Genomic DNA, 13,801 nt, shown 5'->3' with positions numbered 1-13,801 from the left:
GGTGAAGCAAACGGGAGCTTCACCTTAGTGGTGGTTTACACTGGAGCGTGACAATATTGCTGCTGTTGAAGTGTTGCGACCGCATCATCGAGCGTATTTAAAAAGCACATTGTATCCTCCCAACTTAAGCACTCATCAGTGATGGATTGGCCGTAGCAGAGCGGACCTTTATTCAAAGCTTGGCTACCGCCTTGCAAAAAGCTTTCGCACATTACTCCCGCAATGTGGCGCTCTCCAGACAGCAGTTGCTGGGCTATGTTGTTTATTACATCCAATTGATTCTTAGCGATTTTCCCACTATTACCGTGGCTGCAGTCAATCACCAGCCTGCTGCTGAGCTGGCTATGGTGTAATTGATAAGCCGCACTTTTAACACTGTGACTTGCATAGTTTGGCGTGACACCACCACGTAAAATGATATGGCAATATGGATTACCTTGAGTTTGCACCGCAACCGGTTGTCCATTCTCACCCGCCATAATCAACAGATGTGAATCGTTAGCGGCATGAATCGCATCGATTGCAATGGTCGTATTGCCGTCAGTACCATTTTTAAAACCAATAGGGCAGTGCAATGCCGAAGCGAGTTGGCGATGCGGTTGTGATTCAGTGGTTCTTGCGCCAACCGCACCCCAACAAATAAGGTCCGCGATATACGGTGCGATATGCGTATCTAAAAACTCAGTTGCTGTTGGTACACCCAGCGCTAGGACTGACTTGAGTAATTCACGGCTAGAGCTGAGCCCTTTGAGTAAGTTAAATTGACCGTTGAGATCAGGGTCAACCATGTATCCTTTCCAGCCAGTCCGCGTTCTCGGTTTTTCAAAATAAGTTCTCATCACCAACTTGAGAGTGCTGCTGAACTGTTTTTGTGCCTTTGCGAGTCGTTGTGCATAGTCAATTGCAGCCTCAGGGTCGTGGATTGAACATGGCCCAATAATCACCAACATCCTTGAGTCACGACCCGACAAGATATTTTGAATGTCTTGGCGGTGTTGGTGAACGGCCATTGATCGTTGATTATCGGTTTCTGATGATTGGTCTAGAAGGTATAGATTAGGTAAAGGAGTGATTGATGAAGCGTTCATCACATTATGTAGAGATTTCATGGGCACTATCCGCATAAACATTACGACGTAATGATAATTATTATCATTAATTATTTTCGATAGTGTGAAACATTTGTACAATTGTCAATATGTAAACAGATTTAAATCAAAATGGGGGAACGCGTTTAAAATGAGCTGTTAGTAATGATCAATCACTAATATGTTTGTGATGATTGTGCTTTTTGGTCTCCTGCCGCAGATCAATACATTAATGCCCACGGTGATTGGTGAGCGTTTGGGGTTACCAATAGAAGATTTTTACCATGGTCGTTTAGTTCAAGAGTACAAGCTGCCCTTATGCTCATATCAAAGGTCTAGATAGTTAGCCGGGCTCAAGAGCATGTTGTAAAGGCTATAAAGTTAGTTTACCCCCGATTGATATAATTGTTCGCTAGAAAACAAGTCAATTTATCGATGAGATTTCCTTGAAACAGATTCATTAACCTAGAGGTAAGTGCTAGCAGTATCACGAAGAGAGAAATAGGCGTTTTTAGAACGGTTCTTTTGTGCTCAGACATCTACTTATTAGCCATGAAAATCGCTTAATTTCAATGGTGTTGTAATTTATATGTCTAGGAGTAAATATGCATAAGTTCAAACTATCATTGGCAACAATACTCATTCTTTCATCGTGTTCTGCTTATGCAAATGAGCAAATTAAGAACGGCAAATTTAACGGGAACATGGATGGTTGGTGGAATGCTGGTGCAGATGTAAAAATCAAAAATGGCGAAGCATGTCTTGAGATTAGAAGTCTAGGAGAGAACCCTTGGAATGTGATTTTAGGACAGGGCGGGATTGGGTTGGCAAACAAAGCAGATTATGAAGTTTCATTTGATGCTTATGCAACCGTTGATACTCAAATGAGAACGCTTATTCAGCATGAAGGTCCTCCTTATACCAACTATTTTGTGGATGATACAAAAGTCTCACTGAAGAAGAAGAGCTATAAGTTTAAGTTCAGCCATGATGTTGAAAGCGATGCTAAAACTGAGTTCCAGTTTCAAATGGGCGCCCAGAAAAAGGGAACCGTATGCGTTAGCAATGTTTCAGTCGTCGGTGAGAAATACATTGAAGAGCTGAAGATAAATTCTGTTCGTGCTAACCAAGTCGGTTACCTTCCTCAAGCAGATAAGTTTGTGTTTGTCGCGAATGAATCTAAAGAGCCATTAAAGTGGGTGCTAACAAACAACAGCAATATCAATGTCGATTTAGGTAAAACGGAAGTTTTTGGTCTTAATAAGGCATCAGGCGAGTTTATTCACCGTATTGACCTATCGAACTACAGATCAGATATGAGTGGCTTGAAAGTAAAAGTCGGTGAAGACGAGAGCTTGCCATTTAGCATTAGCAAAGATATCTACAATCAGTTGAAGTACGATGCATTGTCTTACTTCTACCAAAACCGTAGTGGTATTGAGATTGATAAGGCTCTGGTACAGCGTGACGATCTAGCGCGTCCCGGCGGTCATATGAGCGATGTGGTTACCTGTTTTAATAAGACGGACAGCTGGGGTAATAAATGGCCAGGTTGTGATTTTTCTGTCGATGTAACCGGCGGTTGGTATGACGCTGGCGACCATGGTAAGTATACGGTTAACAGCGGTATCTCGACTTGGACTCTTTTGAACCTGTTTGAAAGAGGTAAATGGCTAGATAACGCACCAATTCCTTTTGCAGAAGGGAAAGTGAAAATTCCAGAAGCAGGAAATGGCGTCAATCCTTTGTTGTCAGAGGCTCGTTGGAATATCGAATTTATATTGGCAATGCAGATCCATAGTGACAAACCTGTAGCGGTTCCTGTTGGTGACCAGTCTGAAGACAAAACACTTAAACTGACTAAGATTGACGCAAAAGGGATGGCTTTCCATAAAGTTGCTGATGAAGCTTGGACAGGTATGCCACTGCCACCTCATATGGACACCCAGAAGCGATATGTGGGTTATCCAACCACTGCGGCTACGTTGAACTTGTCAGCAATTGGTGCTCAATGTGCGCGAATTTGGAAAGAGATTGATCCTGCGTTCTCAAAAAACTGTTTGAATGCGGCGCAAGAGGCTTGGGAAGCCGCGAGCAAAAATCCTAATATTCTTGCCTATGATAACTTCACAGGGTCGGGCCCATATGATGATAAAGAGCTTTCAGACGAGTTCTACTGGGCTGCAAGTGAACTTTATATCACCACTGGTGACAGCAAGTACCTTAAAGCACTGAAAGCTTCTCCTCATTATCTAGAGACACCAAAAGGTAACATTGAAGCAGATGGCGAAATGTTCTGGGGGTACACAGCGCCTTTAGCAACAATAAGCTTGGCCGTTGTGCCTAATGGATTGGGTGATGATCAAATTAAAGTTGCAAGGAAAAACTTAATCGCAACCTCTGATAACTTTGTGGGCCAGATTAATAACGAGGGTTATCATATTCCTTACACGGTAGAAGAGTATCCATGGGGATCGAACTCGAGTTTTGTAAATAGAGCTATCTTCTTAATCTATGCGAATGATTTCACCGGCGATATTAAGTATGTAAAAGCGGCTGCAAATGCGATGGATTACTTACTAGGCGCGAACCCAATGAACCTGTCTTATATTACAGGTTACGGCACCAATGCGGCTAAAAGTCCACATCACCGTTTTTGGGCACATGCTGCGGATGAAAAGTCACCAGCTCCAGCACCTGGCGCACTAGTGGGTGGACCCAACTCAGTGAGTTACAGTGATCCAGTCGCTGCGACATTGAAGGGGCAGTGTGTTGGCCAAACCTGTTATAGAGATAACATTAATGCATGGTCGTTTAATGAGATCACGATTAATTGGAATGCTCCTCTCGTTTGGGTTTCTTCTGCTTTGGATGAAGGGCAATTATATTGATTAACAGGTCAGGAAAAGACGTTAAGAGAATACAATTCCTTGAAATAGCTAGATTTAGATACAAAAAAAAGACGTCCTAGGACGTCTTTTTTTTGTAATTTGGCTCCCCCTGCAAGACTTGAACTTGCGACATACGGATTAACAGTCCGCCGTTCTACCGACTGAACTAAGGGGGAATTGCTTTGAGCGGTGCGAATGGTAGCGACTGGGGTGTTCAGTGTCAACCTTTCCAGCCGAAGAAAAAGTAAAAATATTTCCCTGAAAATACTTTACTTTTCTGTACCCCTTATCGGCATTAGGCTAGGTTTAGTTATCCACCAAAATTGTGGATAAGTGTGTTGACGAATCCTGAGCAATTCGTTTCATCAATGAATGTTGAGTTATTACTCTACTCATTTGTTGAGTTTATTTTTTATATAACACTATGTTTTTTATTTTATTTTTTGATTTATCAACTGAAATTATCAATAAGAAATGAAAATGAATGGCGATGAGAAAAAGGGAGTCATTTTGAAATTTTGGGGAAAACAAGTGGATTATTTTTGAAAGTTAGGAGTGGTTTTTTACGAATCAGGCCGAAGATGGTAGCAAACGTATGGAGAAGAAACTAGCATTTTTTCAAAACAGGGGTGATTTACGACGCAACTATTTTGAACAATTACTTGCAACAAAACATGGCTAACAGCGAGAATGCCTATTCAGTTATAGAGGACAACGGCATTATGAGCAAAACGTTTGAATTGGTATCGGGTTATCAACCGTCAGGCGATCAACCAACGGCGATCAAGCAATTGTTTGATGGGCTAGATGCAGGTCTTGCTCATCAAACCTTGTTGGGTGTGACGGGGTCAGGGAAAACATTCACCTTGGCTAATGTGATCGCCAAGGCGCAGCGTCCGGTTATCTTGTTGGCACCGAATAAAACGCTCGCAGCCCAGCTGTATGGTGAGATGAAGTCATTTTTCCCCAATAATGCGGTTGAGTATTTCGTCTCTTATTACGACTACTATCAGCCAGAGGCGTATGTGCCGACCACGGACACATTTATAGAAAAAGATTCCTCGATTAACTCACACATAGAACAAATGCGACTCTCCGCGACTAAAGCGCTGCTTGAGCGTAAAGATGCGATTATTGTAGCTTCTGTATCGGCGATTTACGGTTTGGGTGATCCTGATTCTTATCTGAAAATGATGCTGCATGTTCGCCGTGGTGATGTGATGGATCAGCGCGACATTATCCGCCGTTTAGCCGAGCTCCAATACACACGTAACGATATGGCGTTTGAACGTGGTCAATTTAGAGTTCGTGGAGAGGTGATCGATATCTTTCCCGCGGAATCGGATTATGCGGCCGTGCGTGTTGAAATGTTTGATGATGAGGTAGATTGCATCAGTTTGTTTGACCCATTGACGGGCGCAATGATTCAGCGAGATCTTCCTCGCTATACCATCTATCCTAAAACGCACTACGTTACGCCAAGAGAGCGCATTGTCGATGCGATAGAGCACATCAAAGAGGAGCTGCGAACTCGCCAAGCCTACCTGTTGGAAAACAATAAACTACTCGAAGAGCAGCGCATATCGCAGCGTACTCAATTTGATATTGAAATGATGAATGAGCTCGGTTTTTGTTCAGGTATTGAAAACTATTCACGTTATCTTAGTGGGCGAAAAGAAGGAGAGCCGCCTCCGACCCTGTTTGACTATCTACCGCATGACGGTTTATTGATTATCGACGAATCACACGTAACCGTGCCGCAAATTGGCGCGATGTTCAAAGGTGATCGTTCACGCAAAGAAACGTTAGTGGAGTTTGGTTTCCGGTTGCCTTCCGCTTTAGATAACCGTCCATTAAAGTTTGAAGAGTTCGAATCACTTGCGCCGCAGACGATTTTTGTTTCTGCTACCCCGGGCAACTATGAGCTAGAAAAATCAGCCGGACAAATTGTGGATCAAGTGGTGCGCCCAACCGGACTACTTGATCCCGTGCTGGAAGTACGACCAGTCGCAACACAAGTGGATGATGTGTTGTCAGAGATCCGCATTCGCTCAGCGAAAGATGAACGTGTGCTGATCACGACATTGACTAAACGCATGGCTGAAGACTTAACTGAGTATCTTCATGAACATGGGGTTAAGGTCAGATATCTGCACTCAGATATTGATACTGTTGAGCGGGTTGAGATTATTCGCGACCTTCGCCTAGGCGAATTTGATGTGTTAGTGGGTATTAACTTACTGCGTGAAGGTTTGGATATGCCTGAAGTCTCTCTTGTCGCCATTCTTGATGCGGATAAAGAAGGTTTTCTACGTTCAGAACGTTCATTAATTCAGACCATTGGCCGTGCGGCACGTAATATTGAAGGCAAAGCGATTCTCTATGCTGACCGCATTACTAACTCAATGAAGAAAGCGATGGATGAGACCGATCGTCGCCGTGAAAAGCAGCAAGCACATAATGAAGAACAAGGGATAACACCTCAGGCGCTGAAACGTAATGTTAAAGATATTATGGAGTTAGGTGATATTACTAAGTCCAAGCAGCAGAGGATGAGCAAACAAGTACCTTTGTCGAAGGTGGCAGAAAGCTCGCAAACTTATGAAATATTCACGCCGCTACAACTGGAAAAAGAGATCGCCAAACTAGAAGGGTTAATGTACAAACACGCACAAAACCTAGAATTTGAATTGGCTGCCGAAAAGCGTGACCAAATTGAAAAACTGCGTCAGCAGTTCATTACCAACAGTTAAAAAAATAGCCAATAGAAAAAGGTCTATTGGCTGTTATTTGTGAACACTTTATTCACTAACAACGTCAGTTGGCTAGGTGACCCCTAAGGGTCATATTGAATAGAGCACATATCGTGCCAATTAATTTTATGCAAAAAGGGCTATTAACTAACGAATTAGTGCCTTTTTGTTATTTTATTTTGCAAAATGCGAACCTTAATGCAATAGTTAAGGCAAAGTGCAAAATAATAATGGCTAGAATATGCAACCTGACTTTTCTCTACAAAAGGCTAAATATCTTTTGATGGTGGAAGATACGGCTTCCGTTGCGGCGCTGTATCGTTCATACCTCCCCCCCCTTGAAATCGATATCAATATTGTTGGTACAGGTCGTGATGCGATAGAGAGTTTAGCTCACCGAGAGCCGGACCTCATATTGCTGGATCTTCGATTACCCGATATGACGGGCATGGACGTTTTACATGCTGTGAAAAGTCACTACCCCAATGTGCCAGTGATATTCATGACCGCTCATGGTTCGATTGATACCGCAGTGGAAGCGATGCGTCACGGTGCCCAAGATTTCTTGATCAAACCTTGTGAAGCAGACCGCTTGCGCGTCACGGTTAACAACGCCATACGTAAAGCTAGCAAACTAAAAAATGAGGCTGGTAACCCGGGTAATCAGAACTACCAAGGTTTTATCGGTAGCAGTCAAACCATGCAATCAGTCTATCGAACCATTGACTCAGCGGCCTCCAGTAAAGCCAGTATTTTTATTACTGGCGAAAGTGGTACGGGTAAAGAGGTGTGCGCAGAAGCGATTCATGCGGCCAGTAAACGTGGCGATAAACCCTTCATTGCGATTAACTGCGCCGCCATTCCTAAAGACTTAATAGAGAGTGAACTCTTTGGCCACGTGAAAGGCGCATTTACTGGCGCAGCGACCGATCGCCAAGGCGCAGCCGAGTTGGCTGATGGCGGCACACTGTTTTTGGATGAACTGTGTGAAATGGATTTGGATTTGCAGACCAAGCTGTTGCGCTTTATCCAAACGGGCACATTCCAGAAAGTGGGCTCATCGAAGATGAAAAGTGTCGATGTTCGTTTTGTCTGCGCTACCAACCGCGATCCATGGAAAGAGGTACAAGAGGGTCGTTTTCGTGAAGATTTGTACTATCGTCTTTATGTGATCCCATTGCATTTACCACCGCTACGCGAGCGAGGCGATGACGTTATTGAAATTGCTTACTCTTTGCTCGGCTTTATGTCTAAAGAAGAAGGCAAAGGTTTTGTCCGCTTAGCGCCAGAGGTTGTGGAGCGTTTTACGCGCTATGAATGGCCGGGTAATGTGCGTCAACTGCAAAACGTGTTGCGGAATGTGGTGGTATTGAACCACGGCAACGAGATCGAACTGAGCATGTTACCGCCACCGCTAAATCAAGTCGTGGATAACAAGATCCGATTAGCAAACCTAACGACGGAAACGCGCAAGGAAAATATAACCGTGCACGATATTTTTCCTTTATGGATGACGGAAAAGCAAGCCATCGAACAAGCGATAGAAGCGTGTGATGGTAATATTCCTAAAGCAGCCAGTTATTTAGACGTTAGCCCTTCAACTATCTACCGCAAGCTTCAAGCGTGGAACAGTAGAGAGAACTCATAGAGATATGGAACTGATCAATAAAAACAAAATTGCGCATTTGGCCCAAGAAATTGGAGAAGAGAATGTGCCAATATTGCTCGATATTTTTCTCAGCGAGCTGAGCGCCTATACACAGAAGCTAGCTGATCAAAATCTGCCGGATAAAATCGAATATTTAAAAGACATCAGCCATGCTCTAAAAAGCAGTGCCGCCAGCTTTGGTGCGGATAAACTGTGCGCTAAAGCGGTGGATATCGATAGCAAAGGAAAGGCAAACTGCATTTTTGATGAGGCTGAAGAAGTGGCGGCGATGCGCGCTCTTATCGAAGAGACGCATCGTTGCTACTGCCACTTGATGGATTAGCTTGTGAGTTGATTCTCAATGGCTTTTTGAAGTTTAACTCGGTCGTGCCGCCAGTCACGATTGGATGATGCTAGCTCTGTAGTGACACAATGCCAGTGTTCAGCCAGCTCCGGATGTGGTGTATCGCCGATCACCACATCGATTTTTCGCGCGTGGCAGGCGCGCTCACACCATTCCAATTTCTGCCGTAGCGACATGCGACCAGCAGGTCCTTGCTCGGGAGACAAGTTCTCAACAAAAATCAGCTTTGCTTTTACGTTTTGCTCAATGGCATTGCCAATTTCGGGCAGCAGTAGTGGTGGCATCACACTGGTGAGAAAGCTTCCCGGGCCAAGGATGATGCAGTCTGCTGCACTGATGGCGAGTATGGCTTCTTTGGTTGCTGGCACTTCAGGTGATAAATCTAAGCGCCTTAAATCTTCCGTCATCTCGTCCACGTTCGTTTCACCCGTGACCCAGTGACCATCCATAGAAAGTGCACTAAGATCAGAAGGATGCTCTGACATAGGTAAAATATTAACATCGACTTTGAGCATGTTGCGGATCAAGTTGATCGCGTCTAAAGGGCGCACAGATAGGTTATCTAATGCAGTCAGCATCAAATTACCGAGATTATGGCCATTGAGTTCTCCCGCACCTTTAAAGCGATATTCAAACATCATCGAACTGATGGAAGGCTCAGTGATCAACTGGTTGATACAGTTACGTGTATCGCCCCATGCAATGCCACCTTGGCAGTGGCGAATGCGCCCAGTGGAACCGCCGTTATCTGTGGTGGTTACAATCCCTGTCGCATTGGAGCCAAAATCTTTTAACGCCGCTAGCATGCGTCCAAGCCCATGTCCTCCGCCAATGGCGACGACTTTCTTTGAAGTGTATAGAGTCATCTGTTCTTCTTATTTTTTAATAATTAACTACAATTTAAATCAGCTTGTTCACAACCCATACTCATTAGGAGGTAAATTGGGTAATGGACTCTTTTTTTTTACGATAAGGGTAGAATCACTTACTAATATTAAGTATTTTACTTATCAGCTGCTGTAGAGATAGTTAATTATACTACCTCAACGGCTGCCATAGCTCCGAGCTTAACTGGCTAAGTCTCATTTTTGTGAGATAGGGTGGTTAAGCCAGTGGTCTAATACCACAAGGGCATAATTGGAAATGATTATGCCTCCCGTATTTGGAAAGGTGTTCCGTGGCGCAACAGTTCGAAGATAGATTCCAACGTAAATTTTATTATTTACGTTTATCTGTTACAGATGTCTGTAACTTTAAATGCACATATTGCCTGCCTGATGGTTATCAACCTTCGGGGCAGAAAAACTCGTCTTTTTTAACCCTTCCTGAAATACAACGCGTCGTGCGAGCCTTTGCCGACTGTGGTACGTCGAAAGTACGCATCACAGGGGGGGAGCCGACTTTGCGTAAAGACTTTAACGACATTATCGCTTGTGTGGCGAATACCGCTGGTATAGAGAAAGTCGCGACCACCACCAACGGTTACCGTATGGCCAAACAAGTAGAAGGTTGGCAATCGGCTGGGTTAACGCATATCAATGTCAGTGTCGATAGTCTTGATCCAAGAATGTTCCACCAAATCACGGGTGAAAACAAATTTACGCAAGTGATGGCGGGGATTGATCGCGCTTTTGAAGTCGGTTACCAGCAAGTTAAAGTCAACGTTGTGCTGTTAAAAGACCTTAATCATCAGCAGTTACCTGCTTTTTTAGATTGGATTAAACATCGCCCTATTCAACTTCGTTTTATTGAACTAATGCAAACTGGTGAAATGGACTCGCTGTTTGAGCGTCACCATATTTCAGGTGTTGCCATTCGTAATCAACTGATTGCCAATGGTTGGGTGCTGAAAACCCGAGCTCACAATGATGGGCCAGCGCAAGTATTTGTTCATGCCGATTACCAAGGTGAAATCGGCCTTATCATGCCGTATGAGAAAAACTTTTGCCATAGCTGCAATCGCTTACGTGTTTCGGCAAAGGGGAAGTTACACCTGTGCCTTTTCGGTGAGCAAGGCGTTGAATTACGCGATCTGCTCGCCCAAGATAATCAACAGCAAGCCTTAATTGAGCGAATTCAAGCGCAATTACTGACCAAGTCGGTCAGCCATTTTTTACAAGATGGCAATACGGGTATGACGCCTAATCTCGCCTCCATTGGCGGCTAAATTCTTTTTGTCACTGGCTATTGTTTAGCGGGTGATGTTGGTACACATTTGAACAGTAGGTGAACACATGGGTCACGCAGAAAGCGCATTTCAACCAGCACATATTGCCGTACTGACGGTTTCCGATACTCGTACTGAAGAAAACGATACTTCAGGCGGTTACTTAGCTGAGCAACTTCAACAAGCGGGACACATTCTGGCCGATAAGCAGATTGTTATTGATGATCAGTATAAAATTCGCGCGATTGTGTCTCAGTGGATCGCGGATGAAAACGTGCAAGCCGTGCTGATCACGGGCGGAACGGGTTTTACTTCACGCGACAGCACACCAGAGGCATTAAAGCCCTTGTTTGATAAAGAAGTTGAAGGTTTTGGCGAGCTGTTCCGATTGGTCTCTTACGATGAAATTGGCACTTCAACCATTCAGTCTCGCGCCATTGCAGGTTTTGCCAACCATACGGTTATTTTTGCCATGCCAGGTTCAACAGGAGCGTGCAAAACCGGTTGGACGAAAATCATCAAACAGCAGTTAGATGCTAGCCATCGCCCATGCAACTTTATGCCACATCTTTCGGTTTAACGGGGTTTCAATGAGCGAATTTACTCATATTAATGCCTCAGGCGAAGCCAATATGGTCGATGTCTCTGCCAAGGCTGAAACCGTACGTGAAGCACGTGCGGAAGCCTTTGTGAAGATGTCACCACAAACGCTGCAACTGATCCTTTCTGGGCAACACCACAAAGGTGATGTGTTTGCCACCGCAAGAATTGCGGGCATTCAAGCGGCGAAGAAAACGTGGGATTTAATCCCACTGTGCCACCCATTGCTGCTTACTAAAGTAGAAGTGCAGCTTGAAGCCATCGAAGCACAAAGCAAAGTTCGAATTGAATCATTGTGTAAATTAACCGGTAAAACAGGGGTTGAAATGGAAGCCTTAACCGCGGCATCGGTGGCGGCGTTAACCATTTACGACATGTGTAAAGCAGTACAAAAAGATATCGTGATTGAACAAGTGCGCTTACTTGAAAAAAGCGGCGGGAAATCGGGTTACTTTAGCGCTCAGCCACAACAAAAGGTCACGCATGATTAATGTTCTCTTTTTTGCTCAAACTCGTGAGTTGATCGGCCAAGACAGCATTCAACTCAAGGCACAGTTTGCTACGGTTGAAGCACTGCGTAGCCACTTAGCCTCGCAGCCTGGGAAATGGGATTTAGCCTTGCAACCGGGAAAACTGCTGGTGGCAGTCAATCAAACCATCGTTGCCTTTGATTACCCGTTAAGTGATGGTGATGAAGTGGCTTTTTTTCCTCCAGTAACCGGAGGCTAGTGATGGATAGTCGTATTTCCGTTCAAATATCAGATTTCTCGGTAGACGCAGAATACCGTGATTTGTCGCAAGGTACTTCCGCTGGCGCTGTGGTTACCTTTATTGGCAAAGTTCGTGATATGAATTTAGGTGATAATGTTATTGGCTTAACGCTTGAGCACTATCCGGGAATGACAGAAAAAGCTTTGAGTGATATTTGTGATCAGGCGCAGGCACGTTGGCCGGTGCAAAAAATCCGTGTGATCCACCGAATCGGTGATTTAGATATTGGCGATCAAATCGTGTTTGTAGGCGTGTCGAGCTCACATCGTGGTGCGGCTTTTGAGGCGTGCGAATTCGTTATGGATTACCTTAAAGCCAAAGCACCGTTTTGGAAGAAAGAGCGCACCACCGAACAAACACGCTGGGTGGAGTCTCGAGATTCAGATGCCCAAGCCGCGCAACGTTGGGCTAATCATCACACCATCGACTAAGCCTTGTGTAGTATATGAATAGTTCCGCGCTGTTGATTCTTCGCGTGAAACAGCGCTTTATCGGCCGTTGATACAAACTGTTCTGGCGTCATGCCAGTCGGTATGTGTTCGCAATATTGGATGCCGATAGTAATCGATACATACAATGAGACACGAGAATAGCGGTGAGGGATTTGCAGCTCTCTCACTTCACTAAGTAGTTGTAATGCTTTTTGCTCGCACTGTTTAATATCAATATCCGCAATAAATAGTAGAAATTCATCTCCTCCATAGCGAAAGCAGAGGTCATCTTTACGTTTCCAATGCTGCAGAGTGCTCGCTATCTTGCGCAGCACAGTATCGCCATTCACATGGCCATAGTGGTCGTTATATTCTTTGAAGCAATCTAAGTCGATCATGAAAATTGCAGCACTACTTTGCTCACGTTTGATCTTATCTAACGCTTTGGGCAGCAATGAGTCCATCGCATAACGGTTATAGACCTGAGTTAAATGATCCACATTGGTCAGTTTTTCTAACTCAAGTTGGTGTATAGAAAGCCGCTCTAACGTGCGCTTATAAGCGGTAATATTTCTCACAATCCATAGCACGTACTCAGTATTTTTCAGCGGGATGACCAATGCGTTAAAAAACTGAATATCGATAGGGCCAGAGCTGCCTTTAAATTGAGCAATTACCCTTAGGTCGAGATCGTATTCAAACTCTCGCATTTGTCCGTTATCAATGACTTCTTGGATAATTTGATGAAACCAAGCGGCTTTTTTTTCGGGTAATACTTGGTATAGATTGAGACCAATGAGAACCCTTGGGTCGTGGTGTCGGCTGCGATCCGTGCCTCCTAAGGCCTCCACATATACGCCATCGCGGTTAATCAGAAAAGTGGGTTCGGGTAATGACTCCAACAAGCTGCGCATCAGTGCTGGGTTTTCTATAATCTCGGAAAACAGTGGCGAATTCACCATGCCCAGTCCTTATTAATACAACGGTCAATGTTTAAGATATAAATGATATTAACTGTAAAATCTTGCGAGACATCGTGTTCTTAACGTGTTGTTTGATTCAAAAATGAGACGTTTTGATAAAAGATT

General features: G+C 44.2%; 12 protein-coding genes, 1 tRNA gene and 1 riboswitch. Of the genes, 9 read left to right on the top strand and 4 right to left on the bottom strand.

Going from position 1 to position 13,801, the window contains the following annotated elements; all coding sequences use genetic code 11:
- Window positions 1-35 precede the first annotated feature (35 nt).
- On the bottom strand, window positions 36-1,109 hold the full coding sequence (locus tag DD616_RS13350) for a 3-deoxy-7-phosphoheptulonate synthase (RefSeq protein ID WP_094129633.1): 1,074 nt from the start codon (window positions 1,107-1,109) through the stop codon (window positions 36-38).
- A 584-nt stretch (window positions 1,110-1,693) separates the two neighbouring features.
- Between DD616_RS13350 and DD616_RS13345 the strand changes: the two genes are divergently transcribed.
- A complete protein-coding gene (locus DD616_RS13345) occupies window positions 1,694-3,979 on the top strand; it encodes a glycoside hydrolase family 9 protein (RefSeq protein ID WP_020977774.1) in 2,286 nt (761 codons plus the stop codon).
- Between the two features lie 100 nt (window positions 3,980-4,079).
- Here DD616_RS13345 and DD616_RS13340 read toward each other — a convergent pair.
- Window positions 4,080-4,155: transfer RNA gene (locus DD616_RS13340), tRNA-Asn, on the bottom strand.
- Window positions 4,156-4,701: 546 nt separating this feature from the next.
- Here DD616_RS13340 and uvrB point away from each other — a divergent pair.
- From uvrB to luxU, 3 genes are all read left to right on the top strand, one after another.
- Entirely contained in the window at window positions 4,702-6,732 is a 2,031-nt protein-coding gene (gene uvrB / locus DD616_RS13335; protein ID WP_029189720.1) for an excinuclease ABC subunit UvrB, read from the top strand.
- Window positions 6,733-6,973: 241 nt separating this feature from the next.
- On the top strand, window positions 6,974-8,380 hold the full coding sequence (luxO, locus tag DD616_RS13330; RefSeq protein ID WP_103261251.1) for a quorum-sensing sigma-54 dependent transcriptional regulator LuxO: 1,407 nt from the start codon (window positions 6,974-6,976) through the stop codon (window positions 8,378-8,380).
- Between the two features lie 4 nt (window positions 8,381-8,384).
- Window positions 8,385-8,723 (top strand): quorum-sensing phosphorelay protein LuxU, encoded by a 339-nt coding sequence (luxU, locus tag DD616_RS13325; RefSeq protein WP_013857261.1) that lies wholly within the window; start codon window positions 8,385-8,387, stop codon window positions 8,721-8,723.
- On the opposite strand, the gene DD616_RS13320 is transcribed toward luxU, so the two are convergent.
- Window positions 8,720-9,610 carry a YvcK family protein gene (locus DD616_RS13320; protein WP_013857260.1) on the bottom strand — a complete coding sequence of 297 codons (891 nt, stop codon included), beginning with the start codon at window positions 9,608-9,610 and terminating at the stop codon, window positions 8,720-8,722. The genes luxU and DD616_RS13320 overlap by 4 nt on opposite strands.
- A gap of 179 nt (window positions 9,611-9,789) precedes the next feature.
- A riboswitch (molybdenum cofactor riboswitch) is annotated at window positions 9,790-9,933 on the top strand.
- Here DD616_RS13320 and moaA point away from each other — a divergent pair.
- The 5 genes from moaA (at window position 9,922) to moaE (ending at window position 12,713) form a co-directional block, all read left to right on the top strand.
- On the top strand, window positions 9,922-10,911 hold the full coding sequence (gene moaA, locus DD616_RS13315; RefSeq protein WP_208871784.1) for a GTP 3',8-cyclase MoaA: 990 nt from the start codon (window positions 9,922-9,924) through the stop codon (window positions 10,909-10,911). Its footprint overlaps the riboswitch before it by 12 nt.
- Window positions 10,912-10,978: 67 nt before the next feature.
- Entirely contained in the window at window positions 10,979-11,491 is a 513-nt protein-coding gene (moaB, locus tag DD616_RS13310; protein ID WP_010320682.1) for a molybdenum cofactor biosynthesis protein B, read from the top strand.
- Window positions 11,492-11,501: 10 nt separating this feature from the next.
- Window positions 11,502-12,002 carry a cyclic pyranopterin monophosphate synthase MoaC gene (gene moaC, locus DD616_RS13305; RefSeq protein WP_010320681.1) on the top strand — a complete coding sequence of 167 codons (501 nt, stop codon included), beginning with the start codon at window positions 11,502-11,504 and terminating at the stop codon, window positions 12,000-12,002.
- Window positions 11,995-12,240 (top strand): molybdopterin synthase sulfur carrier subunit, encoded by a 246-nt coding sequence (moaD, locus tag DD616_RS13300; protein WP_010320680.1) that lies wholly within the window; start codon window positions 11,995-11,997, stop codon window positions 12,238-12,240. The genes moaC and moaD overlap by 8 nt, the downstream gene beginning before the upstream one ends.
- Window positions 12,241-12,242: 2 nt before the next feature.
- On the top strand, window positions 12,243-12,713 hold the full coding sequence (gene moaE, locus DD616_RS13295; protein WP_038148363.1) for a molybdopterin synthase catalytic subunit MoaE: 471 nt from the start codon (window positions 12,243-12,245) through the stop codon (window positions 12,711-12,713).
- Here moaE and DD616_RS13290 read toward each other — a convergent pair.
- A complete protein-coding gene (locus DD616_RS13290; RefSeq protein WP_013857257.1) occupies window positions 12,710-13,675 on the bottom strand; it encodes a sensor domain-containing diguanylate cyclase in 966 nt (321 codons plus the stop codon). The genes moaE and DD616_RS13290 overlap by 4 nt on opposite strands.
- Window positions 13,676-13,801: the final 126 nt, after the last annotated feature.

It is taken from the genome of Vibrio anguillarum, assembly GCF_003390515.1.
Lineage (GTDB): Bacteria > Pseudomonadota > Gammaproteobacteria > Enterobacterales > Vibrionaceae > Vibrio > Vibrio anguillarum.
Note: the sequence above shows the minus strand (reverse complement) of the source record. Positions and strands in the feature narration are given on the sequence as shown.